Source organism: Kroppenstedtia guangzhouensis, from assembly GCF_014637345.1.
GTDB lineage: Bacteria > Bacillota > Bacilli > Thermoactinomycetales > DSM-45169 > Kroppenstedtia > Kroppenstedtia guangzhouensis.
Genome location: NZ_BMEX01000020.1, coordinates 13,138 through 38,999 on the forward strand (window position 1 = coordinate 13,138; position 25,862 = coordinate 38,999).

The following is a 25,862-nucleotide window of genomic DNA, read 5'->3' on the forward strand; positions in this document are numbered from 1 at the left end:
AAAAGTCCCCCTTTGGTTTTTTAAAAGAAAAACGCACCTAACCTTTGACGGTTAAATGCGTTTTAAAATCCTTTTTGTTTTTGACTTTATTCGGCTAGGAGGAGATCGTAAAGGTCAATCTCCTCAGGCAAAGGTTGGCGAGAATTTAGGCGATATAGCACTTCATCGCCAATTACCTCCTCCAACTTTGCGAGAAACATCAGGTCAAAAGTGATTGTTCCACATGCGCATTCATGAGCGGGAACATTGTACACCTTGACGACATATTTCTCTCCAGCGACATCGAACTCATACTCTTTCGTTCTTTTTACCCGCTTCATCACTTGACCACATCGGCAACTGATGACAGGGGTTTCCCCTTTAAATTGGCTGACTGCTTCACGGATCAAAGACTCTGTACTACCGCTATACAGGGCGGCCTTCAGTTCAAACATACGTTTTTCCTCCCTTGTTACTCTCACTTCAGGTACTGTGAAAGAACGGGAATCATCGGACTTCGGAGCCATTCCTTTCAGCCCCTTTCACCATTTTTCCCTATTGTACCTGAAGAAGGAGATAAAATCAGATTACGAGCAGAAACAGACTCTCTGCTCGTAATTCTCGTCCCATTTCCATGGTTTCGAACGGGGATCATACACCGTTATGACCCACCATTGTGTGTCTGTGACGATGTCGCAGACCACATGCAGCGGTCGATATGAGCTACTGTGTTTCAGATAGCCCATGATTAGCAACGATGTGTATCCTCTTCGCTTTCTGCGTTCAATTACCCATCCGTTCTCAACAACCGTGAGAACGTCTTTTACTGAGACTGCCCTTTCTAGACTCCTTTTCCCAAAATGGTCTTCATCAAGATGCAAAAACGCTTGCTTCTTTTGCATCTTCTCAAGAAAGACCTCTAGTTCTTCTGCCCCGATAGGGGTATACTTCTCCTGAAGTTTGAGCCAGTTTTCGTGCCTTTGACGACACGATTCCCTGTCACGGCATCCCATTTGGATCCCCTCCCAATGCAAAAAACCGACTTCATCCCTGAAGTGGATGAACCCGGTTTTTATACGCACTATTATGTAAACAGTTAATGAATACCAAAGAAACCTTTACAGCGGCGTGTACAAATCCGCTGGCCCAACTTCCTTCTAAACATCACGAATGGTGATGTGAAGGTACAAGGGCAACATCCCTCGCCAAACCTTCACCTATAAAAAGGTGATACGATGACTAAAAACAAAAATAAAGAACTACATAACTATTATAGCAAATAGCTCATTGAAAAGCAAAAAAGCCCATCGGAATTTTCCGATGGGCTTTTTTCGGGTCAAAGCGGAATAAGCGCGGAACGGTGGACCGATGTCCACACATCGGCCCCCCCGAAGTAATCCGGCTCTTCTGACCCTAAGACATGGATCACCATCATATCTTCGCAGTATTTCCAACCTTGTGGGGTATCAAGTGATACCCCACTTTTCACAAACTCCCCTTTCCACTCCCGGCCCCTCTCTTTGAACAACACCTTTTGTCCTAGGTGGACGACTTGACCGATTTTGGAGATGGATTCCAAAACAGAATCAACCTCCTCTTCTTTCAATAAGAGAACATCTGACGTGATTGGCGTATCATATGTGATATCCCACGAGGTTTTGCCATCAAAACGGATTACGGCCAGTTCCGCCATCCCTTTCTCAAGGAAAGGATGCTGGACAACACTGGCACCATAGCCGTTCGGAAAACGGTATACCCGTTGTTGGCCCGGTGCAAAATCAGTTTCTTCTACCAGAATCGGTTGGTATTTTTTCATAATATCCTCCTTCACACGTAGGCAGTGCCGGATGGCACTAACCTTACGTGCCACCCTTTACCGCCCGGTGGAAGGCGAATTTACTAAAACACGGATTTTCAAATCAAAGAAGAGCTTCTTCTGCCCTAAGGGCTTCCTTTTCCCGAGCTTCTCTCATCATTTGTATTTCCTCTTGAATTTTACGGTTGATCATCTCAACCGCTTTTCTGTACTCCGGCGTTCCCATAGCAAAGGGAACGTTGCGTTCAGCAACCTCCATCAGACCGGGGCAATCCGGAGAATATGCCCAATCCGTGTAAGCATCCTGAACATTCCACGAATTGAACCAGTTGTCAAAATCCGGTTCAATGGGGCCTTGCACTTTCAATGCCGCTTCAAAGGCTTCAAGGCTCATTTGCTCCGCAATCAACATTTCCTCGTGAGCGGAACAATCGTCACACAGCCGCTGTGCAGGGTGGATTTTCTCTCCACACTCTACACAGGATCCCTGCTTCTTCACGGCATTCACGATTTTATCCATGACTTTATTTACGATTTCGATTACCTTTTTCATAATATCCTCCTTCACACATAGGCAGTGCCGAGTGGCACTAACCTATGTGCCACCCGTTTTTTCTGCCCAGTGGAAGGCAATTTTATGGGATTGATTTGATGTCAGATGAGGAGCTATTCCTCCTCATCTTCTTGTAGTTAGTGGTTTTCGCTCACATAATCTGCGGCAATATCCGAAAGAAAATCAGAAACCATCCCACCAACTACTTCACCTACTTTTTCCCTGAAACTTTCAAGATGCCCGCGCAATTCATCCGCATCTGGGCGGTCTCCTGCCGCACCATCCAACGCATCGAAAAGGTTGTCATCGTTAATCTCCACAAGCAACCTATCTGTTTTCAATTCCACAGGCACATAGCTCATGATTCATTCTTCTCCTTTACTTTTTACGAGACGTAAATCTACGCGTCTCTTTTTTTGTGCCATATTGAGCGAGTTCTTTCTCACTCCACCCCAACCTCTTCAAACTGGCGGCAGAAAGTGACAGCAACTCCCACGGGTTCACACCGTCAAGGACAAGATCCTGTGCCATGTTTTTGAGGTCATCTGCCCCAAATTTCCATTGCACAGACGAAGTGTAGTCCCAAACCCTATCCCCCGTGTCAATGGGGCCGTTTTCGTCCACGAAACATTTCAACTGTTGTTTCATGGACTTTAATGCTACCTCCATACGTTCAATTTCGTTTGCCAGTTGGACAGCTTGATCAATGGTATGAACCTGATTGACCAAACTCTTTTCTGCAACCAGGCTCATACCACTTCACCCCCTTCAACCGGGGAGCGGTATCCTGCAAATGAATGCACTTGATAAATCCCTTTCCCGATGTTTGAGAGTATATGTTGCACGATCACCGGGAACAGACGGGTGAACCGCTCCCGATCAGCATCATGCAGATAGAACATCTCATTTTCAAAAATAAGACGTTGTAGCCGCCCCTTTTGATCTTTAAAAGCGAGGATAAACTTGTACAAACCTTCACTTTCCAACAGATTTACCATTTGAGCAACTTCTTCAACAATCTTTTTTTGAGTCATTCCCTCTCCCTTCCATGAATCCCGGCACGGTGGCACGGGATCCATGCCACCGTTTTACGCCGGGTGGAAGGCAGTTTTAAAACGCAAAAAAACCGACTTCATCTCCATACGAGATGACTCGGTTTTTAAACGTTTCCAGTACAATACTTTGTGACGGTTACCCGTCGCCCCTTCTTCCTTCAGATCACATATGATGTGAGAAGGTCCAAGGGCAAATTACCTGCCGAACTTTCACCCGAAAAGGATGATACGACGGCTGAAAAACAAACTTACTAACTATGTGAATTATTATAGCAAATTTCTCATCAAAAAGCAAAAAGCCCACCGGAATTTTCCGATGGGCTTCTTTCGGGTCATACCTCCTCACATACGGACATTTTTCCTATAACATTCAACGGCGAACGGGCAATGTTGACAGGATCCTGAAGGCGTGGCCGGAAACAAATCATCTGCTTTTCCCAAGCCGGTATCAAGAAGAAATAGATTCTTCTCGATGCTTTCCGCAAGATCCAGTGCCCACTGCCGTGAACGTTCCATGTCTTGATGGTTGAAGGTGTGCCTGCTTTCCCGTTGAAACCGAAGGAAATACAGACTCCCTTCAACTTCGTCCACCTTTGCCAACTGGCTGACTACCCATGCGTACAATCCCATTTGGTGATTGACCAGCACGTGATACGGCTGCCAGTTGGTTTTCCAGTCCACCAGCATATTCCCCATAACCAAATCGATGTAACCCTGGATTTCTGGGGCTGAAGGTGAACTGGAAAGAGGGAGACGGAAGTAAACCTCCGTCTCCCCCATGTCCCGTTGGATCGGGGCCTGTTTCACCAGTTCCGAGACCTCATCTTGCGACACCTCCGGGTGAAATTCAGCCGCTATCCAACCTTTCAAAACAGACTCCGAGTGACCGTCTCCGCCGATGACCGCCTCAATCGCCTCATGAACGGCTTTCCCCAACGCCAGCGACTTTGTCACCGGCTCTTTCCAGCCTTCGATATACTTTAATCGAAAGCGGAAGGGGCATTGTTCATAGAGATGCAGGCGTGAGAATGAATAGATCACCTTCTCTTAAAAGGGCAAATCTTCGTCGGAAATGTCTACCGGGCCATCCCCTGCAAAGGGATTCCCTTCGTTGCTCGACGGTTGATGAGAACCGTTTCCGTTCCCACGGCTCCCCTTCGGCTCCAAGAACTGTACCTGATCCGCCACGACTTCGGTGACGAAAACCCGTTGGCCGTCCTTCTCGAAAGATCGGGAGGACAGCCTACCATCCACGCCAGCGAGACTCCCCTTCTTCAGGTACTGGGCAGCACTTTCCGCCGCTTTTCGCCAAACGACCACCCGGATAAAATCCGCTTCCCGGTCACCATTCTTCGTCGCAAACGGACGGTTCACGGCCAACGTAAACGTTGCTACTCCAACCCCATTCGGGGTGAAACGCAACTCCGGATCTTTCGTCAGCCGGCCAACCAACGTAGCCCTGTTCATCATTTTCAAGCTCCTTTCTGCTCGTTACGAGCACCCTTCACTTGTTCTTCCGTTGAAGGGAACGGATATTTTTCGGCATCGCAGACGTGAAGCGACGTGAAGCGCAAATCCTTCCGCCTGTTCTGCCCAATCTGGCCGTTCGGGAAGAGAATAGAGTTTCAAAACGGGTTTCAGCAACTCCGCTCCGATCTCTTTTTCTCTCTTCTTGATCTTTTGAACGGCCTTCTGAAAGTTGCCGGTGTAAATACAAACGACCAGCGTCTGAAACGCCGACCGCCTTTCCTCGTCAACGAATGTTTTCCAATCCTGCCAGCATTCATCCCGTTTGCTCCTGTAAATGTGACGATCACACTTACGCAAACCGACAAAATCCGGCTTGTGTTGGTACCCCATCAATCGATACTGATGGAGCGATAACCTTTCAGCCGGGTGTGGTTTGTATCCCCCACTTTGACCTGTTCGCTTCCGGTACCGGTCCATCACTTGGCTTTCCGGGATCCCCTCCAGCAACGAGATGAAACGGAATACACCGCCGGATGCACCGCAGAACCAGCATTTGAAGACCTGATCTGTGGTGTTCAAAGAGAGATAGTACTTTCTCTCCTTACCTGGCTGGGAGTCCTCCATGCAAAAGGGACACTTGGCAAGCGTTTCTCTTTTACCGAAGGTCTTCGGGTTAAAGGTTAACCTGTGACGTTCGGCTACCGGGAGGATGTCAGGAAGCATAGGCATCACCCGCCATAACTTGCAAGGCGGTATCCTGTACGCTTCCCGGCACGGGGATCTGTTCCCAGTCGGGCTGAAGAATCACAGTTCGGCATACCGTTCGCACGGTCTTCGGTCGTTCCCACCACCGCCATTCACAGTAACTTGCTACCGCTTCATACATATGAGAGCAAGTATGCTTGAATCGATATGCTGGGCAATGATGGGTGACAATAAGTTCGTTACCATGTGTCTCCACACGGACAAGGTAAGTGCCGTTTTTAGATTGAGACGGGATCACGCATATGAGCGCAATCCCGTCTGTAAAGGCCGCAGTAATCATTACGCGGCACCTTGTTTTTCCTTTTTGCCATTAACGGATTCGAGAAACTTGAATCCGTTCTTTTCCTGAATCTCCATGTGAAACGGCTGATCCTCCGGAATACTTTCCGCCAGTTGGACACCTTCCTCCCCCTTCGCCAAGACCAAGATTTCTTCACCGTTGGTTTGGTCTTGAACTTTCACTTTGGCAAAAGGGACTCCTGAACGAGATTTCCCGGAATCTCGCTCAACCAACACATATTGTCCGGGATGTTCAGCAGAAGACGATTCATTGGTAGAGTGTGTTTCCTTTTTCTCCGATACCTTCTGCTGCTCATCTCCCGCCTTGGAAGCATCAGGAGCTGAAGTTTCAATCGGCTTTTCGTCCTCCACTTCAACCTTTTTCCGTTCTTCTTTCCGTTCTTCCTCCAGTTGAGGAGTGACGTGCTGAGAGGGCTGAGAGGGTTGCTTCAGTTGCGCGACCTCATTACCGCCGCCCCCATCCTCAACGTCGTCTAGCCCCATTTCCTCAGCGGTATAAAGTCCACCCAGCGGAAACTGCCGTCGAAGGACAAATACCTCGGCCACTTTTTGAATCATCGCGGATGGCATTGCATCCCACACGGGCGATCCGCCTTGTTCATTCCGTGAGCGAGCGTTGGCGTTGAAGTACTCGTCGAAATCGACGAATACCGAAACGGGGTGGAAACGACGGTGCTTCAAAATCGCATAAGCCCCCAAAATTTTCCCTCGCTTCTTTCCAAACTTGTGCTTGACATCCCCCTCGGAAGGGATAAATTCAAATTCATCTCCCTCCCGGACGACGTTGGACACCGGCGCGCCAACATAATCTTTCTGTTGGGATGCAATCCGGAGAAGTCCATCACGCGTGGTGATGAAGTTGGTACGAGGCCCTTGCCGGGTCTCGTATCTCTGGAAGACAATATCCCCAAGGAGAGGATTGAGTCCGAAGGTTTCACAGACCTCAATGAAATGTTTGGCTTCTTCTTCGGTCCCTCCATTGGGTTGGACGAACCGCTGCCATACGAGTGATTTCTGTTCTTTGGAGAACGTCAAAGCCTTTTCCATGTTGAAAACACTCCTCTTTTTGGTTTTTATCAAAAAAGACATCTTACCCTATGGGTGAGATGTCTTTTTCAAACATTCGTGTCATTCGTCCGGAAAATCAGACCGCAATCCCCAGACGCTTCAATTCTCCTTTTACACCGGTCATGAACCGTTCGCAACAAGATGTTGCAACAGCTCCCCCGCCGATTCCGTGGATGACGATTGTGAAACAATACATTTCTTCGGGGTCGGGGTTCTCTAGCAACTGTTCAATGTAACTGACGATTGTCCCCCCTACATCGTCGTCAGTGTGCCCATTCCATGCAGTGCTACTGTTGGTTGTAACAACTGTAGCTGTTACTGCCGTTACTTTTGTCATCTCCACTTTCAAAACCCCTTCCATGTCCAGACGAGCTTCTTCAGTACGTCTGGAGAGGTAATTTTCAAAAGATATTTCTCAAGGTCAACGACATCACCGACGGTGCGCCCGTTGACCTTGAATCTCTCCACCCCGTCCCCCTTATACCCAACAATCCGAATATGATTGTTGGAGATACGGATAAACTCCCCTTCCGGGAGTTCGTCCCAATGGGGGTAAACATCTTCTAGGATTTCGCAGATTCGGGAGATGATCCTTCGAATCACAACCCGAACCTCACGCCTTGGTTCATGAACGGCGAGAATAGCTGTAGCTTCCATTCAAAACATCCCCCTCATTTCTGTTCTGCATACACTATGATTTCTTCTTCGCAAATAATCTGCACCCGGAACCCCTTGGCACGTAAGGTCGATGCTACATCGAGCGCCTTCCCCATATCGGAAATATGCTCAATGCGATAGGCTACTTTCTCCATCTCATTCACTCCCTCAATATAAGTTCCTTTGATGATGGCTTTTATAAAAAAGACATCTCACCCAAATTGGGCAAGATGTCTTTTAAAACAAGCTTTCAAGAGAACATTCAGCATCTCTTGATTCATCTCCGGGATGTAGAAACTATCAACATCCCCCTCATTCCCCTCGTATTCGAAGTGAACGAAATCATCTTCTTCAAACGAAATCTTGACTTCACCCTTAGCCTGAGGGTTCACCCAACAACTGAGCTCCCTCTGGGGAATTGTAAATTCCCCATTCATGTTACGGTCAAGAAGACGGAGATTTTCTTTTACAAGTCCCTCCGCCAACAGCTCGGTTGCCTCACCCTTATCAATCTCCTTATAGATACCTTTTTCGGTATCCATAAGGATTCTCTTTTTATCCTTAATAACGATAATCTGACTCCGACAGGGAATCGGAATGTACGCTAATTCTTCCGCGTCGTTTTCCGTGTCGTAGAGCATACTTGAAGCACTATCACGTGCTCCAAGTTCCATTGCTTTTTTTCGCGTACTGGGGGCCAAGGTGAAACCGGCAAGCCCCTCCACAGCTTCTTCGTCTTCCCAGAACACGTTGTTCATAAGGTCATCGACCAAGTTTTCAAATTTGACTTCTTCACCGTCGATGAGGAATGTTTCCTCATCTTTAACACCGATGAAGAGTTGCTCGTTCATGATGGTGTAACCAAAGGGTACATCCAGCAAAAATTGCTGAATATCGTTGACCAACACCCGTTTTAAACAGGCTGTGTCGTTCGGATGAAAGTGCCCCGTGACCAAACACCACGGGCTTTCATGATACCATGGACGATGGCTAACCAACGCGGCATAGCCATCCTCCTCCCGAACGAAAATATAAGAGTCCGGCTCTTCAAACTTGATCGCATGGGGACGTTCGTAAACAACCCCGACATCTCCATCGATAGTTACTTTCGCAAACTCTTTTAATTTCATTTTTAAATTAACCTCCCAAAGACGCTTCATCCTATGCGCCTTGTTTGATTTGAAAACAAAAAAAGCCGACAGCTCCCCTGAGGGCTCCATCGGCTTTTAATGTTCAATATAAAAGACACACGGAATGTGCGTCTTTTTTTACAATATACAATACCAAATCCATTTTGACGGACCACCCGTCTATTCCTCGTCCTTCAGACCATCAAAAGATGTGAAGGTTCAGGAACACTACACAGTGCTGAATTTCCTTCAATTGAAGGTATGACAGCATCCCCAAAAAGGGAAACAAAAAAATCGTATATAGATAGTATACCAAAAAAACATCTATGAAACAAGGAATTTTCACTTTTTCCACCTACAAAAGGGACACGAGTATTTCTCATGCCACAACTTTAATACATTTAAATTTGCTTTTAATCACCTCCCATACGTTTTCCGAAATTCCCATTTGTGTTTGAATCTCTTGCTCCGAATACCGTTTCTGCCATTCCTTCAGCAGTTTTCTTTGCCAGTTTTCATCTTTCTGCTTCAAAAACTCTTTCAAGGGAAGGATCCTCTCGAAAATATTCCAACTTACCACCTCTCCTGCCTTCCGATACCGATACTTCTCTGATCTCCCCATCACATCAGACGGAAAAGTGAGGGTTCCGACAATGCCCCTTTTTCCGGTTCGGTAGCGAACACCCGAAGCCGTTTTCTTCTTCTCCACCAGATCATCCGTAAACATCTCTTGGTATGGATTCAATGAGTACATCGATCATCTCCCCTTCCTTTTGTGTTTGTTAACTGTTGACCACGGCTTGCTTCTGATGATTCTCCTTCACCCAATGGCCGTCTGCCCAGCGATAAAGGAGGTTTTGCAAGTTCCCCCGGAGATCCTGATCTGTTGTGACTCGGATTTTTAGATCCGGTGCAAAAGCATTCAGGGGCTGAAGGTGACTGAGGGATTCGGTGACGATGAGCATCCGTTCGTTAAAGGTGCGCCATTTCAGATAGGTCAGTATGTCTTGCATATCCCCCCGCACCACGTACACATAAAACAGATTTCCTTTAAAAGAAACCGCCCCGACAAAGGGAGACGGAGCGGGAACAATCTGGGCTTTCGGGAACTTGTCATAGAGTTGGAAAAACAGAAGACGTTTCAAAACGTCTTCTGTTTGGTAGGTCACCCAATAGTTCTCCTCATATTCTGGTACGTTTGCGATCTTGGCCCCTCCAGGCCCAAGAGTATAAATCGGGATGGACTGCCGGTTCTTCTTGATCTCATGTCGGATGATCTTTTGTTGCCGGATCATTCGCTTGAGCTTGTTCTTATCCCGCTTCAAAAACAGGCGAGAAAGCTGAGAGCCGCCGATAGCACCGACGGCTCCCAACGCTTGCAACGCCTTTTGTTCAATCGGGGATTCTCCGTTCACATTCAGATTCCCCCGGTGGTATACCCGCTTCCAGTACAATGCCCAATCATGGGATAACGAAAAAGGGCTGATGGTCATCTCCTCAGCCCTCCTTTACAAGACCCGTGTAATGCGGGAGCGGATCTGCTCCTTCTGCACATCCACGTTCATCACCCGCACCAACACACGGTCTCCTTTTTTCACGTTCTGGAACTTTAAATGCGGTGCCAAGCTGTCCACACCCGGCTCTAGATTGACAAACACGCCATACTCCCGAACGCCGGAAACCTTGCCAACGTACTCATTGCCCTTGGCGAAACGTCCGGCGCAATCGGGCCACGGGTTAACTTGGGCGGCTTTCGCACTCACTTTGACTTTCTTGTTTTCTTCGTCAATCTCCAGTACCTTCACCCGGAGGTGGTCTCCAACTTTCACCTCTTCGGTCAGGTCGTCGATCCATCCGTAGGAAATCTCATCAATTGGAATCTTCACCTCGATCCCGCCAATGTCGGCCCGGACGAGAGAAGCACTGACATGGCGAGCAACGGCGATAATCACATTCCCTTCCTCGATCTTCCGCAATGTGATCTCCGCCATTTGATCCAAAGCGGCTATTCGGGAGGCGGTAAATACCCCGGCTTCCCGGTCATAGTTCAGCACTTTGAACGCCACCGACTGCCCGGTCATTGCCCGCAGTTGCCGCAAATTCTCCACCCCGGTAAACTCCATCGGGATGTATCCCCGAATGGTGCCCAAGGTCACCACGGCACAATGTTTGTCCAGATCCTTGTCAATCCCGTTCAGTTTTTCAATCCCGGTGATCGATGCTTGCAAAATGGTCTGGTTCTGATGCGCCCCGTAGATCTCTTTCCAGTCTTGATCCACTTCACTTTCTTGCACCTTGGACGGATCGAAACCTTCAATCAATACTTGCATAACATCGTTTGCCATTGAAACATCGCTCCTTTGATTTAAGTAGTTTTAAAATTGCTTTTGAATGAACTCCTTCTCAGTCCCAAAAGCCGTCTGAGCTTGCTAACGTTTTTTCTTCTCTTACCTGTTCATCGGTCGTTTGTTCGACTTCCCTTTCCTCTGCCGTCTGCTCCCGGGCCTCACCTCCTTTCAGGGGATCGGATTTGAGACAAAGGGAATCATCCGAACCCTTCGGCTCTTCTTGTGTCACGTTTCTTTCTTCTGCGACATCTTTTGTCCCTGACTCTTCTGATGCCCCCTTTTGGATCTTGTCCTGCCAGATCCCACGGAAGGATTCTGTCAACCGTTGGACGAAGGAAGTTGGTTGTTGTTCTTCCCACTCCCGCCGCTCCTTCCAATCCCTCGGGACAAAGGTCCCCTTTCCCAATACTGGCTCTTGCATTCGACCATTGTTCATCAGTTTGGCAATGTAATAAAACTGTGGCAGGCCATCCATGATCTCACTGTAAGAAAAGCGATATTCCTCATCCTCGGTATCTCGATACGTATTCGGGAAAATGTTTGGCGTCAGGATTTTGTTTTGGTAAGTGGATTGCCGCACCATCACTTTGTCCTTGCCAAATTCCTCCGAAAACTCCTTGGCATCTTTTTCGGATAATCCACCAAAAGCAATTTTGTTTCGGCAACTGGTCATGATTGCTTGTTTCATCGCTTTAGGGCCAATCTTCCCGGCTTCGACTTCCAGTTGTCCAAGAGATTGCGTGGCAAATACCCCAGCCACTTTGTATTCAGCGGCCAAGGAAAGAAACATCTCGACGTCCGGATTGATGTACCGACTGTATTCATCGACGATGAGAAAGTGAGGAATCCGGGTATCTTCTGTCCCCGGTCGGCGGAAGGTGCCGTTTTGCAAATGCATGATAACGAACTGGCCGAATGCGTCCCCGGCCTTCCGCAACTTCCCCAGTGCTGTGTTGACTGCGAGAACCCCGCCCTCGGCAAGGTGGCGGTCGATGTTTAGATCGCTTTTCCCGGTCATGACTTTCCGGAGGAGTTGGTTGCTCGTGATGTTTTCCAGTTGCGCCCGGAGTCCGATCACAAACTGCCGGTATTTATCTCCCATTGATCCCAAAAGTTCTGCCTCAAAAAAATGAACGAGATCGGTCATCCCGTCTCGTTGCTTGAGTTCCTTCACTTTTTTCTCCAATTCTTGCGGATCCCGCAGGGTGTTCATCACGTCGATGATATCCATTTTGTCTTTATGCAGTTCCTTGAGTAGCTTGGTGACGTTCCGAGCAGATAGTTCCTGCACAGTTTTGAAGAAGGCTTCTTGCTTCCCGAACAGCCCTTGTAGAACCACGACCGTTGCTTCGGCCACATCATCTGTTTCGCCCTCCATGGGGTTAAACCGGTGACTGGAAGGGGATTCGGGATCAATGTGTAGATAGGGTATGTCCATGGCTTCACTCATTTCTTTGACCATCCAGGCCATGTCCCCCTTGGGTTCGACGACAGACAGTCCGAGCTTCATTCCCCGCTTCTTTTGGAGCAGTAGCTGGTAGATCATCGGTTTCAAGATGGTGGCCGTCTTCCCGGATCGGGTCGCCCCAACAACAAGCATGTGGGTAAAACAGTCTTTCCCCCGCCAGGTGATACGGTTGTGGATGTCAGTCCGCATAATTTCCTTCAAGTTGCCAAGCAAGGCCGCCCCCCCTTCCTAGTATTTGTAGTAGCCTTTCTTTTCGATTTCTTCCACGGTTCCAAGAAAGACCGTGGGTAACCCCTGCTTGTCAAGCTCCCTTTGTCTTTTCCACTCTTCAAAACGTCTTTTGAAGGTAGGTTCTTTTTCCTGCTCCTTCAGATTCCCCCGTCGCCCATAGTACGAAATCAGCCACTGATTGTAGACAAAAACCAAGTAGGCGACTCCCACCACGGTCAAGATCAGGCTAACCCGTACCATTAATAGCACGGGAAGAACGGCATCAAAAGGCCAGATCTCATGGATCCAGGACGAGAAGGCCAATCCAAAAAAGAGAAGAGTGGCCGAGAAGGCCACCGTGGTTTGTCTACTTTGTCCTTTCGTCACCTGTTCAAACAAAAACAAGATCGCCATGCCTCCGCCGAGGATCATTAAGACGATGTGAGGAAGCTGGAACCATCCCGCGAACATCACACTTCCAACCACTATTCCCAGCAATAAAAAAACGATCTGGATCATGCTCCAAACCGCCTGTTGTTCTGGGTAATGGTGAGGACAAAAACCAACTCATCTTTCAAAATCCGTTTCATCAGGGTGTACATCTCCTTTTGGTCTTTTTTCGGTAAAGTAGCAATTTCTCTTTCAACAGCCCTCCTTCCCTGAATGTGCTTGGTAATGGACTTTAGTTCCGGGATCACGGCGGCCATGATTACATTTCTCCTTTCGTTCGTTTGGATGATTGGATTTGCTTTCGTGATAGCTCCAAATAACAGATGTTTCGACTTTCTCCCAACAGTTCCGCATGTAGCTCTTTTAATTTCGGTTCGGTTAGCACGAGTATCCGGCGTGGCTTTTCCCCAAACCGCTGCATCCGGGCAAGGTCTCTCAGGTAATTTTGGATGGCTTCGACTTTCATAAGGTCGGTATCCAGCAGGTTGACGAAGTACACCTCCTCTTCTTGGTATCGGGCAATGCATTCAAAACGTCTTTTGGTGGACGGAGCAAGCCAGCGTATCGGGGATCTTTCATCTTGAAAGATGCGTTTAAACGAGCTTTTGTCGGACAGGCGCGACTGGAGGTATTCGATTCCAAAGGTATAATCCATGATACAGAGGGAACCGCTGGTTACCAGCTTCTTTTCTCTGGCCCGTTCCACAAAGTGGTGAATGGAGTCCCTTCCCTTGGCGAAGATCGTAAAGTGGGTCAACCCTGCTCCCCCTTCGGACGTGGCCCGGATTTCCTGTACCACTTTCGCCATATTCTTTTCTAAAGTCCCTTTTTCCAGGACGAAGAAGCCATATTCGGTTCCGTCGGAACTGATGAGGGTGCCATGAATTTGATCGCCACGGTTCATGTTGTACCTTTTTTTGGTCTCCCGGCTATCTTGCATTTCCCATCCATAGGGTGACAATTCCACCATGATGTTGTTCGCCTCGTGAAGATAAACTAACAACTCATTGGATACCCGTAAAGCATCTGCCTTATATTCGGTGGAATACCCGTTTTTTCGTAGCTGGGTTATCCCTCGGTCTGTTAAACGGTGGTGCGCCTTCCCCTTACGTCCGTTTCGAGACACGGAGTAAGTAGTGATCCAACCACTGTTCCGCAACATATTCAGTTTTCGATTGACATAGTATTTGCTGTCAGGAAAGTGTTTCCGTTTTATCTGTTCAGTCGTCAACACTCGGTAGCGGTATAGGTCATGCAGGATGTCTAAATCCCGTTTCTGGATCTGTTTCACTCGTGCTTTTGCCATTCGGTTTATCACCTCCTTTCGTTTTTTTCTGATGTTGCGTTGGGGCTGTTTAGGAGATGCATCTCATCGTCACCTCTGAGATGCATCTCCTAAACCTTTTAATTTCTTCTAACTCACCCATCAATTAAAGACATTCTCAGATGTAAAGGATTTGTAAAGTATCTCTTGTGTAAAAATACCCCCTGTTTTTTGTGTAAAAATAGCTCTTTTTTACACCCCGCCATTTTTACACGCAAATATTCCTATAATAGGAAATTGGGATGCTGATTTTCATATCTTTTTTTACACGGAAATACGAGCCTAAAAAGTCAATTGGTTAATCATGATTCAGTACGACACATCTGCCCCAACTTCAAAAAACATGGAAAGTATTTTCGATCCATTACAAACACCTCGATATGATCTCGATCGTCTCGGAATCCTTCTTCCATCCATGAAATGTATTGCCAACTGTCATCTTTGATCAGCAATGTACGGCGTAGGGCATCCAGTAAATACTTGCGATTACGGTTATCCAAGTCTCTTTTACGGGCGCTGGCAAAGTAATGAGCAACGTAAACTGCCGCCTTATCAAATTGATCATTTACTGCTGTCCAATCATAAGATTGAAGCGTTTCTTTTAAGTAATAATCCCTGACCTTGATCTGTTCTTTTCGGATTTCACTATAGGGAGGCAAAACTCCCTCATAAGAAAAATGGAAAATCGGAAAATCCCCGTGAACTACTGAAGAAGGCAGACTTTTTCTCACGGTTATCCCCCTAACTATTTGAAATGCAGGTAATAAGATGGCTGATTGGCCGGGACTGTCCGACGGGAGAAGCTATACGGCTTGTAGTTATACTCTTCGACGGTGATCTTATCCCCCTTAACCTCGGTCACATAAGCCACATGGCCGAATTTGCTGGCGTGGTTCCCGGCCTTCCACTGTGCCACAGCACCGGGAGCGGGTGTCTTGTTCACCTTGATCCCCCCGATCTTCCGAGCATTCACATCCCAGTTGGTGGCGTTCCCAAATCGTCCACCCTTCATGAGATTGTGAAAGGGAATGCCGGCATCATTGAGCCGCCACGCTACAAACGAAGTACACTGCCGATTGTAGAACGCCCAAGCGTCCACACCCACAACGCTGGCATTTTTATAGGGATACGCCGTGTGAGGAGAACCTTTCGCTTTCCCGGACTTCCCTGCCTCTCCGCACTTGTATGAAGCTCCACCCAGTTGTTTCATATAGCCTTTAATTCCAGTGATCCAGTGCTTGTTTAACCCCAATGGATCGTTGGACGCTCCGACGGGGGCATACTTGGGTCCGATCTTCTCCGGTGTTGTCAGTCCCTGCTTGATGTAGAGTCGGTACAGGTTGCTTGTCATCCGGTCAATCCCCTCATTCAGTGAGGAGAAGACCATTAACCCACCACCGCCCGGTTTCATGAGTCCACCAGGGTTGTTTTTTTCCCGAACAGCTTTGGAGGTTCCGTTTCCGGTCTCATGCATGGCGATGGCCGCTACTAAGATGGGATCAACTCCATGCCGTTCCCCAGCATCAATAAAGGCTTTAGCCTTCCCTTTGAAGACTCCTTTGTCTTCCAACTTCTTGTTTAATTCTTTCGGGCTGATTCTTTTTGAATCCGACCAGCAATAAACCTCTTTGTCCGTTAAGTCTTGAAGTGATCCCGAACCGAGAATGGTAACAAACAGCATCAACCCTATGAAAAAGACTGAAGCTCCAATGAGCATGACAGGCGCACAACCAATGAGCAACAGCCATTTCCACTTACTCGTCTTCTTTTCCTCCAAGTTCGAGAGGTTCTGCTCCGGCATCGCCAATGGGCCCCACCCCCTCGATCACCCAGCGGCCTTCCTCCCGGCCAACCGCGACTCCATGCAGTGTCCAGGCTTTTTCCGACTCTCCATCACTGAACACTGTTTCCACCTGGGCTTTTACTGAATAGAAAAAACGACCCTCCTTTTGAGTCGTCTCTGGTAGAAACTCTACTTGTTTCACTTTTGCCTGTTTTACTCCGTCGGGAATATCGGGTTCTTTCCAACTCTCTCTCATTCGCTGTGACAAGTACTGACTCATCTCTTTTATCTTCTGATCCGGCTTTTTGTCATCATAGCTCAAATACGCCCGGATGAACTGATCCGCTACAGTTTTGGTTTCTTTTTTTTCCTCTTCTCCTTGGACTTCCAAATCCTCTTCGTTCTCCTTTTCACTGTACTCATGAACAGTTCTATCCGTTTGAACTTGCTGTTTTTTTGTTTCCTCCTCTTCTCCGTCCCTTACAACGGAAATGACTAAAATCACAGCAAACGCCACAGCCCCCAAAATAACCATGGCGTTTACAATCATTTTTCTGATTTGATCACGCTTTTCTTCATTCATTTTCTACTATCTTCCCCCCTTTTGTTTTCTACCCCTTGATCCAACCGGGCTAACTTGGGTCGGTCGTCCTGAACTGCATCTTTCTCTCCCTGAACCTCGCCGGTATTCAAAGACTCAAAGTCTGCTAATTGGTGTAGTGGAGATTCTGCTGGCATATTTCTTTCTAAGGATGCCATGTCGGACTCTTTATCCATCGCCCGTTCATCCTCCAAAGAAATCTCTTCCGGCTCCACCATGGAAGAAGGCATTACATCCCTGTATTGTTCTGGGGGCATCACATCCTTCAGCGAGACCAAATTGGGGGCATCAGTTTCAGTTTCAGGTGGAGCACTGGCTACCAAAGAAGCCGCATTCTCCTCAGAAGATAAATCTTCTTCGGTGGGCATATGCTTGAGATCTTCCTGCTCCATCCCTTCTTTTTTCTTTGAATCCGGAAAGTTCAACTTGTGTAATTGAAGTTGTCGTGCCCCTTCCGAAGCCACGTCGGATACGCTTGCTTCCCCGGTAACAGCTTTTCCAACTCTACTACCAATTGCCGCTCCGGTCATCGTTCCAGCCCCACCAGTTGCCGCCGCTCCGATAGCCGCACCTGCTACAGTTGCCGTGGTTTGCACGCCCGACTTAACCGGACGAAGCATGGATTCCCGCAAAGAAGCCATCTCCGCCCGCAACATCGCGATCTCCTTTGATCCAGCAGAGAAGATGCCAAAAATGCGCTTGCGGAGGAGAAAGAAGATGACCAAAATGACAAACTGAACGACACCAATCGCAATGTATTCGCCAACAGACAAAGATTTCCCCAAAATCCCTCCCCTTACTGTGTACAAAATCGAAATGATCGAAAACACAAAAAGCGCTCCTGCGGACACGAGCAATTTCAGTCCCAAGGGCAAGAACAGTTCCGCCATGTATTTCCGCAACACGCCAAACCGCCCCGGTAAAGCCGCATATAGAAAAGCGAACGGAGCGACCATGGCGATCCCCAAGAACCAAAATTGAAGCACCAGCAGCAGGAACGCCAACAGATAGATCGGGATCGCGTTCAAAGTGTTCATAGCTAAGTAGAAAAAGCTGAACACCAACCGATCTGTTACGTTTGCTGAGGTCATCATCTGGTTACCTTTTTTTCTTACTTCTTTTTGTACTATCTTTTCTCTGTCAGCACCTGGTCTTGTCTTGAGTAGTTTATTGACCCGTTTCTTCCCGATTGCTTCTTCGTTGTCCGTACCGTATTGCATAAACAGATAGGGACGGTGGATAAACATCCGTTTAATGTTTTTATTCATCTCTTTGCGTACATCCGCATTTGTTTTGTTGTCGTCCGTCAGTCGATAACTCCCCCCAGTTAAAATTAGTCCGCTTGCTTCTGTCGTCAACTTGTTTGCGTTCGTTAAAAAAGTGCTGTAGTTGCTAAACAATAGTAACGCCAGTGATAAGGCAATCACCGTTTGCAGAATCGTTCCGATGGACTCTAGTGAGGATCGTTTCCACAAAAGCAGAAACGCCGCATACCCAACAGAGATCATTGCGACAATACCGAGGAAACCATCGAACAGCCCTTTTCCTTTGCTAAATGAATTGTTGGAAATCCCGGTAAGATTCTGCATCATGGTGTCTAATTGGTTGATAATTTGGTTAACGAAGTCAAACTCATAAGCAAAGTTCAACACACCTAACATAAAGTTTGTCATCATGATATTAAAACGGAGAAGCATGTTGTTAAGCCAATTGGTAACAGCATAAATCGCATTCATTACAGTCCCAAAAGTATCTTCTACCGCCTCAACCATCGCCCATCCGGGGATTAGATTTTTCCAAGAGCCTTCATCTTCTTCTTTCTCGGCTAAATCCAAGTAATAATATTTTCCCGACTCCGCCCCGAACAGGGATTCTAAAATCCCGACCTTCCCTACCTGTTCTCGTTCCTTTTGCAACTGCTTTTGATCTTCACCCTTTGCCAAGGTTGTCCCCGGAACGGAAAGAAACAACACCACAATCATCAGGACGGCAAGGATTCGTTTTAGATTCTTCATAGCTATTTCGGCCAAAAGAAAAAACCCCGCTTCGTTAGAAGCAAGGGTTCAGCCGATTCCCTCCCTTTTATTTTATTGACAAGGGCTGGACATCATTTCTCTTCCTCCATCTCATGTACCGTTACTCCACCCACCTCCTCTGCTTTCAAGACATTTTTGCGTTCGGGAAAGAGACGATAAAATTCACTACTTTCCCCACGATAATCCGTAGACTTCCACTTACCATTTTCTTTTTCCATGAGTAGATGCTCTGTAAATAGCTCGTCATTATTCGGATGGTAATACTTTATACGATAAAACAATTTCTCATCTTCATAGTATTTATCATACCTTTCAATTAAATATTGTTCTCCCATTTTCTTTTCTGCTCCCGGAAACGAAACATTTCCTGGTTCCAAGACATCAATTTCTTTTAACTTCTTTACCTCTTTCTTAAGCAAAACTTTACTCTGTCTATCATCATCCCCCTCAACAGTCCCCGCAATCCACTCATAGACCGCCTTGTCCGCCGCTTCCAGATCCCTCTCCTTTTTAGACTTTCCCGCTTCCTTCGCTCCATCTCCCTGACTGCCGCCTTCACTACACCCTGATAACAAAAGCACCATGGCGATGACTGCCACCGCCATGATAGATCCATATCTTTTGTTCACGCTTGTCTCTCCTCCTACGATCCAATTCGCTTCTTCTCCCGTTCTCTCTCTTCCTTTGTGGCCGTCGATGAATCAAACGCATCCAGCAAATCCTCAAACACAGGATCAATCCGGATCTCAGCCGTTCGCCCATAGATGTCTTGGAACAAGGCCTCCCCCCGCCCCAAGTTTTTTAGGATCTCCACATTGTTTCTTGTTCGCGGAAGGTTAAAATAGTCCAGCATTTCCTCCGCCTCACGGGTAGACCGGAGACCAAAGCTGAACTTCATCCCCATGTTTGCCACTTCTTCATTGTAATCCGTGGCATTTTGCGTGCCTTTCAATAAAGTTGTGTTATAGTATCGCCCTTTGCGTACGACGAAGTCCATCAACTCTGATCCCACTGTACTACGGTCAATACTGCTGGCCTCATCCTGAAGAATAATTTTATGGCGATACCGATCTTGCTTAAACATGTATTGCTTCGTGAAAGCCGTTAAGGAAATCAGAATCGCTTCAGAAATCTTGTGCGAAATTCGGTGTTTCTTCACACTTTCATCCGGCAGATTGAGGTTTTGCACCATCATCACCTGCAACGGCTTCTCCACGTGTAACACCCGGTAATCCTGACCCACCTCCCCGAAAAGGAGTCTTGCCAACTGGTTCCGCCTCAACGTTTCCAGCGTAGCCTTGAGTCTTTCCACTGCCTCGTGGCGTGCTTGGGACATGTTCTCTGGCTTCTTCTTGTACAGATCCCGGAGATAATCAATTACTCCTCCGATACATGGATCTTGCATCTTCCCAACTTCTTCAATGGCCTCACTCAGAATTGTATATTCTTCGTGTTCAATGTCAATATTCGCTAAATACGCAAGAATGTCCATACAAATGTCCTTGGCTTCTTCGAGATCGACACTCGTTCGAAAGGGATCAAGACATCCGGCATCCGCTTCACTTTCTCCCAACGTCCACACAGAAATGTGCTCTTTGGGAATGAAGGGAAGACCCTTCGCCCATTCTTTCCGGTCTCCCTTCGGGTCAATCACGAGGGCCATCGAACCCATCAGCACGCACAAGTACGTCAACAAGTTCATAAAAAAGGACTTTCCTTTTCCGGTTGCCCCCGCCACCATGATCGAAATCGAATCGACCACGTTTTTGACGGAATCGAAGGCTTTGGCAGCGAGATCTGGCCGGACAAACACGGGCCGTCCGGTATACTTGGTATATCCGATATAAACCCCTTGCCCATCCCCAATATTGGTTGTAGCTCCAAACATCATCCCGGCCAACACACCCGGTTCCACCTCAATTTTATAATCCTCATTTGCCTTCGATCCCGGAATAGTCTCCATCATAAGATTCATCTGTTCTCCATAAGGAGAAACCACGGAAATTCCGTAGCGTGCAAGCTCATTTCTCAACTGATTCACACGCGTTTTTAATGTTTTCTCATCAGGAGCGTTCACTCGGAAGACGAAGGAACAAGCGTACCCTGGTTTCCCCGACTTCTTGAAATAACTCTCCATCCGAATCGCCCCGCTTTCCGATTCGGAAACGCTTAAATCAACGTTTGTACCCCCTTTCTGGGCTTCCTCTCGTTGATCCTGAAACTCCAATCGGGCATTGCTCAGTCGTTTCAGCATCCGAGCATTGGTTTGGTGATGTGCCCGGATTGAAACACTGACCGGAAAGGGCAACGAGGACTGAAGGTGATACAACCACTCAAACCCCGGATGATACTGCACTTCGTCCATATCATAACAGACCAAGTACTGTACATAGGTTTCATGCACTTCATTATCGATAATCTTGCTCAGACAAAGCGTTTTCGGCCCTATTTCATCCACATTGGCATTTTGCAAGTCAAAAAACGCTTTTTCATTTGGGCGAACTGCTTGGTGAACTTTTCCATCGTCTTCTCCCTTCACCTGATCCCCCACTGAAAAAGATTCCCGCACTTTTACATCCTGATTAGTAACCGAAAACACCTTTTCGATGAGATAAAGGGTTTCAACTGCTGTTAATTTCCGCACGGCTGAGGAGAAAGCGCTCCGAATTGTTGCCAATAGACTCTCAGCCTGATCCCTCCAAGCAGAAATATCTGCGAGGAGGATATCGCGGGGTTCCAAACCTACGGCCCGGTAAACTGGAGTATTTAGTCCTTCGATCATCTCCTGCACCGATTGAATCAAATTCGTGCCCACATTCCCTTCCCGATGCTTATTCTTCTTAGGATCTAATTGAATCCCTAGATATGCCCGATACTCATTGGACTCACTTTGGTTTCGTTGTTGAATAACAGCTTGTTTTTGTTGTCGCATAAATGCGATGCCTTCTTCTTTTAATAGATAATCGTCTTCTGACATCCGCTGGATGGTCTCCTCGCATACTTCCGTCACGTCCGTTGGGTTTGGAACTACCAAGAAATGAAGATCATGCCCGTTGTTTCGGAGAAACGACAGTTGTTGCTGAAACGGACGCATCTTTTCCTCATCTTCCCGAAAATCATATCCAAACCCTTGGATACCAAAAAACGTCCAGACCGTACCGTCTTTTCCAAAAACAAGATTCCCGTCAATATGACTGACGGGAATCTCCAACATAACCTCCACACTCTTTTCCTCCTTTTGTCATTTGATCGTTTCTCTGTATACGAGATACCCTCGAAATCTATAAGATTGAGGCTTGGGTATCTCCCGGCCTTTGTAATACGTCACCCGCTTCATCCGTCGCCAGTGATACAGCAAAAACGAACGAAAGAACGCCAGTGGAATCCGGCCTTCCGTACCGATGTCAGATAGCAAATAGGCAAGGACACCGGGAATGAAAAGCAAAAGCACTGGTGGAGTCATTCGGACGGGTGCACCCATGATGGGGATTAAATATAACACCCCCTCCAATAACAAAAAAACACCAAAAAATAGGGCCGTCTTCAAACGAATCGGTCTCCCCAGTCTTTTGCCTAATACCTGATAGATTTTCCGCTCAAACTTGAGGAAATTATTAATTGTATAGAGAGGAACGCGTTCCATTCCTCAATCACTCTCCAATATCCAATTTTTCCGCCAGCCATTCAGAAACATTTTCGATAATGTCTGGATTGAACACAAAGACGCCAATGAATGCGATGCCGACCAAAGCTCCAATCATCATAATCCACGCCCGTTTATACGCTGTAACCAGCAATACCACAATCATTACACCGAACAAGACATATTGAACTTGCTCCTTAAACCAATCAAACAGAGTTGCCAAAGTCATTGAAATTTCCTCCCTTTTATTCATTCATGGATTTGACAACAAAATGCTTTCCTTTCTGTTCTACAACCAACTCATAACTCGTGGTAAACTGTGCAGTCGAGGTTGGATCTTCAAATACCACCCCACAAACTACAACATATTGACCTTCCTCTTCTCCCTCATACACCTCCGAATGACGCACCTCAACGAACCGCATCGCATGATTCAAGCCATTCAGATGATCTGGATCTTCCAGGATGTATCCCAACCTGTCTTTAGGATCTTCGGCATAACTGGAAAAGAACGTGTCCAAGAAGTTGCGGATGTTGTCCGCCTCTTCACTGTTCGCTTGCCTCAGATCCTTTTTGAGTTCCTTGGCCTTTACCGTTGTTTTTTCGTCAATGAAAGTAAACTTCGGTAATTCATAAACACCATAGGTACCGTTATACGCTACAGGCACCACTACATACTGACTGGACTGCTCAGTTTTGTTGGTTTTCTTCCCTTCTTTTTTGTCTACTTCTCCCGATAGCTCATAACTGACGTGCAAGGTGATATAGGCCTTATCACGCCCCTTCTCCTCAACTTTTTTGACCGTAGACCCTAAGTATCGGCTGTCATAGGTCAGATTCTCCATGTTCAATCCTCCATGAGAATCTAACCCCTCCGCCAAATACCACTGGAGTCGTTTTTCCCGCTCCTCTTTATCCCCTCTTTTCCAAGTAAGGTATTGAGCAACAAAGTTTTGGGCAAAATGCACTGCCTCCGGCTTGGTTGCCGGATTTACTTGTTGCTGTACCACCTCCTTTCGAGATTCATTTCCTTGGGTGGAAGGGGACGTAATCGTTACTACTACCACCAAAAACATGAACCCAAAAGCCACCCAAAAAATCACCACCCCGATCCGACGGGCGATATAACCGCGTGGACGAGGTGGCTTTTTTCGTTGGGGTTGGTGGGGCTGGAGCCACTTTCTGAAGATCATCTTTCTTTGTTCTCGCTTCTTCTTTCGGCATTCCCTCTTCTGCTCTTTGGTGAGCAATTTTCGCTTGCTACCCATGCATTCACCTCCTCCTCTCAGTTAAGGACGCTTTCCCATTGATGCACTTGTTCCGACCAAAACTACAATTCCGATGATTAATAAACCCGTTCCGGTCGGGCCGAATTTTTCGAGGGACATCTCATATAACTTCTTTGTCTGTACCATCATCTCATCCCAAACTGGAACGAGTGAGGGAAACTGATCCAATAGTATACTCCCTACAACCATGATCACAAAGATCATCAACACCCAAACAAAAATAGCTCGTAGCAAATTAATTCACTCTTTTCTACAGGAGATTAAAAAAGGGATCTTTCATCCCTTTTGCAATCGGGGAGCAGGGATATTTGTTAATTGACTAACTCAGATTCAAAAACGAAGCGTTGCGGAGAATCTGGAGAATCGAACGGAAAACAGGTGTAACCCACGGCCTGTGGCTTACCGGTTCGCCGGATCACGGAACGGTCATTCTCGTCCGCGATCCAGGTTCGTGTGACCCTGTAGGTGAACCGGCCCTGATCCGTATCCAAGATGATCCTGTCACCCTTTTGGAGTTCTCCAGCTCGGCGAAAGGCCGTTTCGCGATGTCCAGCGAGCCCTACCAGCTCCGCTTCTCCCGGAAGTCCTAAGTCGTGAACACCGACGCCCTTGCTCAATTGCGAGTCGTCCGTTCCAGCCCATAGCGGAACCTTCACTCCAATCGAAGGAATCCGAAGCGTGCCGACTTTCTGACCCTTTCTCGGACGCTTCTTCCACGTGACTGTGATAGGTTCCGCCGGATCATCCTCGTCTGCAAGGGTGGGACCTGAATCTGTCCAGAGGATCTTTGCGGACCCTCCATTTGGCAGAGGAGCCGAGAAGGGAACCTCATAAACCCGCTCCCTCTTTGAAACGGGAACTTCCACTGAAGCCTCAGCGCTGTGAAAAAGTTCCGCTTTCCGGTGATCTTCCCATGTAACCCACGCGAGATAGCCGGTCAGAGCCAACGCCGAAGCAAAGCAGAGTCCCGCAACAATCCCGAGAATCCATCGACTCATCAGTCATCCGTCGATTTCCGACGCATCCCGTAGAGTGCAGACCCTCCAAGTCCGAAGAACCCGGCTGCCATCTGAGCGAAGGGAAGGGGATTGAATCCGGTCTTTGCCATCTTTTGTCCCTTCACTTCTTCCTTTCCTTCATTGTCACTGGCATCAGATTGAGCGTCACCCTTGGATTCCGTGGAGGATTCGGTTTCCTTGGTTTCTTCTTTCTCGCTTCCTTCAGACTTTCTCTCAGCGGAAGCTACCGAAGTCTCTTTCCCAGAAACAACAATACGATCTTTGCCGAAAGATCCAGTATCTTTGTGGGTTTCCGGTTCGGATGCCTTCATTTCTCGCTTATCTCGCTTAGGTTCTGGTTCCTGTTTTGGTTGCGGTTTCTCTGGTTTCGGCTCTTGCTTCTTCAGTTTTTCAGCCGGTTCCTCTGGTTTTTCAACCGGAGGAGTTATATTCCCCTCAGAATGAGATTGCGCTGGCGGTGTCTCCGGTTTCCCTGCTTGTTCCGGCACATTCTGTTGCTCTTGCTGAACTTCCGCCGGAAGGATTACAGAATCTTTCTCAGCATCGCCCAATCCAAACTCACCATTTGCGTAAACAGAATGGGCACCAGAGGCGATCAGTGCCAGAGAAGAAAGAGCGGAAACTGCCAAAACTGTTTTCTTACCCAATTGCATTACCCCCTGCAACCTGCTCCCCGATTGCAAAAAGGATGAAAGCACATCATCTGACCACCACCACCCCCGGTGGGGCACCACCACCACCCGGTAACCACCACCACCACCCGGTAACCACCACCACCACCCGGTAACCACCACCACCACCCGGTGGGGCACCACCACCACCGGTAACCACCACCACCACCCGGTGGGGCACCACCCACCACCCGGTGGGCACCACCCACCACCCGGTGGGCACCACC

34 protein-coding genes are annotated in these 25,862 nt (G+C 47.6%); all 34 read right to left on the bottom strand.

Annotated features, from left to right (window positions below; translation table 11 throughout):
• Positions 1-86 precede the first annotated feature (86 nt).
• On the bottom strand, positions 87-434 hold the full coding sequence (locus IEV46_RS15675; RefSeq protein ID WP_188433482.1) for a hypothetical protein: 348 nt from the start codon (positions 432-434) through the stop codon (positions 87-89).
• A 132-nt stretch (positions 435-566) separates the two neighbouring features.
• Entirely contained in the window at positions 567-992 is a 426-nt protein-coding gene (locus IEV46_RS15680) for a DUF4258 domain-containing protein (RefSeq protein ID WP_188433483.1), read from the bottom strand.
• A gap of 323 nt (positions 993-1,315) precedes the next feature.
• On the bottom strand, positions 1,316-1,795 hold the full coding sequence (locus IEV46_RS15685) for a hypothetical protein (protein WP_188433484.1): 480 nt from the start codon (positions 1,793-1,795) through the stop codon (positions 1,316-1,318).
• Between the two features lie 103 nt (positions 1,796-1,898).
• On the bottom strand, positions 1,899-2,348 hold the full coding sequence (locus IEV46_RS15690) for a hypothetical protein (protein WP_188433485.1): 450 nt from the start codon (positions 2,346-2,348) through the stop codon (positions 1,899-1,901).
• 137 nt (positions 2,349-2,485) lie between these two features.
• Positions 2,486-2,710, bottom strand: a complete 225-nt coding sequence (locus IEV46_RS15695) for a hypothetical protein (protein ID WP_188433486.1) — start codon at positions 2,708-2,710, stop codon at positions 2,486-2,488.
• Between the two features lie 16 nt (positions 2,711-2,726).
• Positions 2,727-3,101 (bottom strand): hypothetical protein, encoded by a 375-nt coding sequence (locus IEV46_RS15700; RefSeq protein ID WP_188433487.1) that lies wholly within the window; start codon positions 3,099-3,101, stop codon positions 2,727-2,729.
• Positions 3,098-3,382, bottom strand: a complete 285-nt coding sequence (locus IEV46_RS15705) for a hypothetical protein (RefSeq protein WP_188433488.1) — start codon at positions 3,380-3,382, stop codon at positions 3,098-3,100. Before IEV46_RS15705 ends, IEV46_RS15700 begins: the two co-directional genes overlap by 4 nt.
• A gap of 363 nt (positions 3,383-3,745) precedes the next feature.
• Positions 3,746-4,444 (bottom strand): PD-(D/E)XK nuclease family protein, encoded by a 699-nt coding sequence (locus IEV46_RS15710; protein ID WP_188433489.1) that lies wholly within the window; start codon positions 4,442-4,444, stop codon positions 3,746-3,748.
• A 6-nt stretch (positions 4,445-4,450) separates the two neighbouring features.
• The gene (ssb, locus tag IEV46_RS15715; protein WP_188433490.1) at positions 4,451-4,873 is read right to left on the bottom strand and encodes a single-stranded DNA-binding protein; all 423 of its coding nucleotides are present in this window, start codon (positions 4,871-4,873) and stop codon (positions 4,451-4,453) included.
• 21 nt (positions 4,874-4,894) lie between these two features.
• Complete coding sequence (locus tag IEV46_RS15720; RefSeq protein ID WP_188433491.1) at positions 4,895-5,497, bottom strand: hypothetical protein; 603 nt, start codon at positions 5,495-5,497, stop codon at positions 4,895-4,897.
• 420 nt (positions 5,498-5,917) lie between these two features.
• The gene (locus IEV46_RS15725) at positions 5,918-6,985 is read right to left on the bottom strand and encodes a RecT family recombinase (RefSeq protein ID WP_188433492.1); all 1,068 of its coding nucleotides are present in this window, start codon (positions 6,983-6,985) and stop codon (positions 5,918-5,920) included.
• Between the two features lie 97 nt (positions 6,986-7,082).
• Positions 7,083-7,367 carry a hypothetical protein gene (locus IEV46_RS15730; protein WP_188433493.1) on the bottom strand — a complete coding sequence of 95 codons (285 nt, stop codon included), beginning with the start codon at positions 7,365-7,367 and terminating at the stop codon, positions 7,083-7,085.
• Entirely contained in the window at positions 7,352-7,663 is a 312-nt protein-coding gene (locus tag IEV46_RS15735; RefSeq protein WP_188433494.1) for a hypothetical protein, read from the bottom strand. Before IEV46_RS15735 ends, IEV46_RS15730 begins: the two co-directional genes overlap by 16 nt.
• A 14-nt stretch (positions 7,664-7,677) precedes the next feature.
• Positions 7,678-7,818 (bottom strand): hypothetical protein, encoded by a 141-nt coding sequence (locus IEV46_RS15740; RefSeq protein WP_188433495.1) that lies wholly within the window; start codon positions 7,816-7,818, stop codon positions 7,678-7,680.
• Between the two features lie 57 nt (positions 7,819-7,875).
• On the bottom strand, positions 7,876-8,793 hold the full coding sequence (locus IEV46_RS15745) for a hypothetical protein (protein ID WP_188433496.1): 918 nt from the start codon (positions 8,791-8,793) through the stop codon (positions 7,876-7,878).
• Positions 8,794-9,172: 379 nt separating this feature from the next.
• Positions 9,173-9,547, bottom strand: a complete 375-nt coding sequence (locus tag IEV46_RS15750) for a hypothetical protein (RefSeq protein ID WP_188433497.1) — start codon at positions 9,545-9,547, stop codon at positions 9,173-9,175.
• 28 nt (positions 9,548-9,575) lie between these two features.
• Positions 9,576-10,286, bottom strand: coding sequence for a hypothetical protein (locus IEV46_RS15755; protein WP_188433498.1), 711 nt, complete (start codon positions 10,284-10,286; stop codon positions 9,576-9,578).
• A gap of 15 nt (positions 10,287-10,301) precedes the next feature.
• Positions 10,302-11,138, bottom strand: coding sequence for a S1 RNA-binding domain-containing protein (locus IEV46_RS15760; protein WP_188433499.1), 837 nt, complete (start codon positions 11,136-11,138; stop codon positions 10,302-10,304).
• A 58-nt stretch (positions 11,139-11,196) separates the two neighbouring features.
• Complete coding sequence (locus tag IEV46_RS15765) at positions 11,197-12,822, bottom strand: type IV secretory system conjugative DNA transfer family protein (RefSeq protein ID WP_229736173.1); 1,626 nt, start codon at positions 12,820-12,822, stop codon at positions 11,197-11,199.
• Between the two features lie 15 nt (positions 12,823-12,837).
• Positions 12,838-13,338 carry a hypothetical protein gene (locus tag IEV46_RS15770; RefSeq protein ID WP_188433500.1) on the bottom strand — a complete coding sequence of 167 codons (501 nt, stop codon included), beginning with the start codon at positions 13,336-13,338 and terminating at the stop codon, positions 12,838-12,840.
• Positions 13,335-13,526: a hypothetical protein gene (locus IEV46_RS15775; RefSeq protein WP_188433501.1), complete on the bottom strand. Its 192-nt coding sequence runs from the start codon at positions 13,524-13,526 to the stop codon at positions 13,335-13,337. Before IEV46_RS15775 ends, IEV46_RS15770 begins: the two co-directional genes overlap by 4 nt.
• A gap of 2 nt (positions 13,527-13,528) precedes the next feature.
• Entirely contained in the window at positions 13,529-14,575 is a 1,047-nt protein-coding gene (locus IEV46_RS15780) for a replication-relaxation family protein (protein ID WP_188433502.1), read from the bottom strand.
• Between the two features lie 320 nt (positions 14,576-14,895).
• Complete coding sequence (locus IEV46_RS15785; protein WP_188433503.1) at positions 14,896-15,324, bottom strand: DUF6100 family protein; 429 nt, start codon at positions 15,322-15,324, stop codon at positions 14,896-14,898.
• Between the two features lie 14 nt (positions 15,325-15,338).
• Positions 15,339-16,394 carry a CHAP domain-containing protein gene (locus IEV46_RS15790; RefSeq protein ID WP_229736176.1) on the bottom strand — a complete coding sequence of 352 codons (1,056 nt, stop codon included), beginning with the start codon at positions 16,392-16,394 and terminating at the stop codon, positions 15,339-15,341.
• Positions 16,348-16,959 carry a hypothetical protein gene (locus tag IEV46_RS15795; RefSeq protein ID WP_188433505.1) on the bottom strand — a complete coding sequence of 204 codons (612 nt, stop codon included), beginning with the start codon at positions 16,957-16,959 and terminating at the stop codon, positions 16,348-16,350. The genes IEV46_RS15790 and IEV46_RS15795 overlap by 47 nt, the downstream gene beginning before the upstream one ends.
• Positions 16,956-19,007 carry a CD3337/EF1877 family mobilome membrane protein gene (locus tag IEV46_RS15800; protein WP_188433506.1) on the bottom strand — a complete coding sequence of 684 codons (2,052 nt, stop codon included), beginning with the start codon at positions 19,005-19,007 and terminating at the stop codon, positions 16,956-16,958. Before IEV46_RS15800 ends, IEV46_RS15795 begins: the two co-directional genes overlap by 4 nt.
• Before the next feature lie 77 nt (positions 19,008-19,084).
• The gene (locus IEV46_RS15805; RefSeq protein WP_188433507.1) at positions 19,085-19,642 is read right to left on the bottom strand and encodes a hypothetical protein; all 558 of its coding nucleotides are present in this window, start codon (positions 19,640-19,642) and stop codon (positions 19,085-19,087) included.
• A 14-nt stretch (positions 19,643-19,656) separates the two neighbouring features.
• Positions 19,657-22,227: an ATP-binding protein gene (locus IEV46_RS15810; protein ID WP_229736177.1), complete on the bottom strand. Its 2,571-nt coding sequence runs from the start codon at positions 22,225-22,227 to the stop codon at positions 19,657-19,659.
• A gap of 27 nt (positions 22,228-22,254) precedes the next feature.
• Complete coding sequence (locus IEV46_RS18720) at positions 22,255-22,656, bottom strand: TcpE family conjugal transfer membrane protein (RefSeq protein WP_188433509.1); 402 nt, start codon at positions 22,654-22,656, stop codon at positions 22,255-22,257.
• 7 nt (positions 22,657-22,663) lie between these two features.
• Positions 22,664-22,885, bottom strand: coding sequence for a hypothetical protein (locus tag IEV46_RS15820; protein WP_188433510.1), 222 nt, complete (start codon positions 22,883-22,885; stop codon positions 22,664-22,666).
• Between the two features lie 16 nt (positions 22,886-22,901).
• Positions 22,902-23,732 carry a conjugal transfer protein gene (locus tag IEV46_RS15825; protein ID WP_188433511.1) on the bottom strand — a complete coding sequence of 277 codons (831 nt, stop codon included), beginning with the start codon at positions 23,730-23,732 and terminating at the stop codon, positions 22,902-22,904.
• A 524-nt stretch (positions 23,733-24,256) separates the two neighbouring features.
• Complete coding sequence (locus IEV46_RS15830; RefSeq protein WP_188433512.1) at positions 24,257-24,943, bottom strand: class D sortase; 687 nt, start codon at positions 24,941-24,943, stop codon at positions 24,257-24,259.
• Positions 24,943-25,611 carry a hypothetical protein gene (locus tag IEV46_RS15835; protein ID WP_188433513.1) on the bottom strand — a complete coding sequence of 223 codons (669 nt, stop codon included), beginning with the start codon at positions 25,609-25,611 and terminating at the stop codon, positions 24,943-24,945. Before IEV46_RS15835 ends, IEV46_RS15830 begins: the two co-directional genes overlap by 1 nt.
• Before the next feature lie 52 nt (positions 25,612-25,663).
• A partial coding sequence (locus IEV46_RS15840; RefSeq protein ID WP_229736175.1) for a hypothetical protein occupies positions 25,664-25,862 on the bottom strand: 199 nt, incomplete at its 5' end.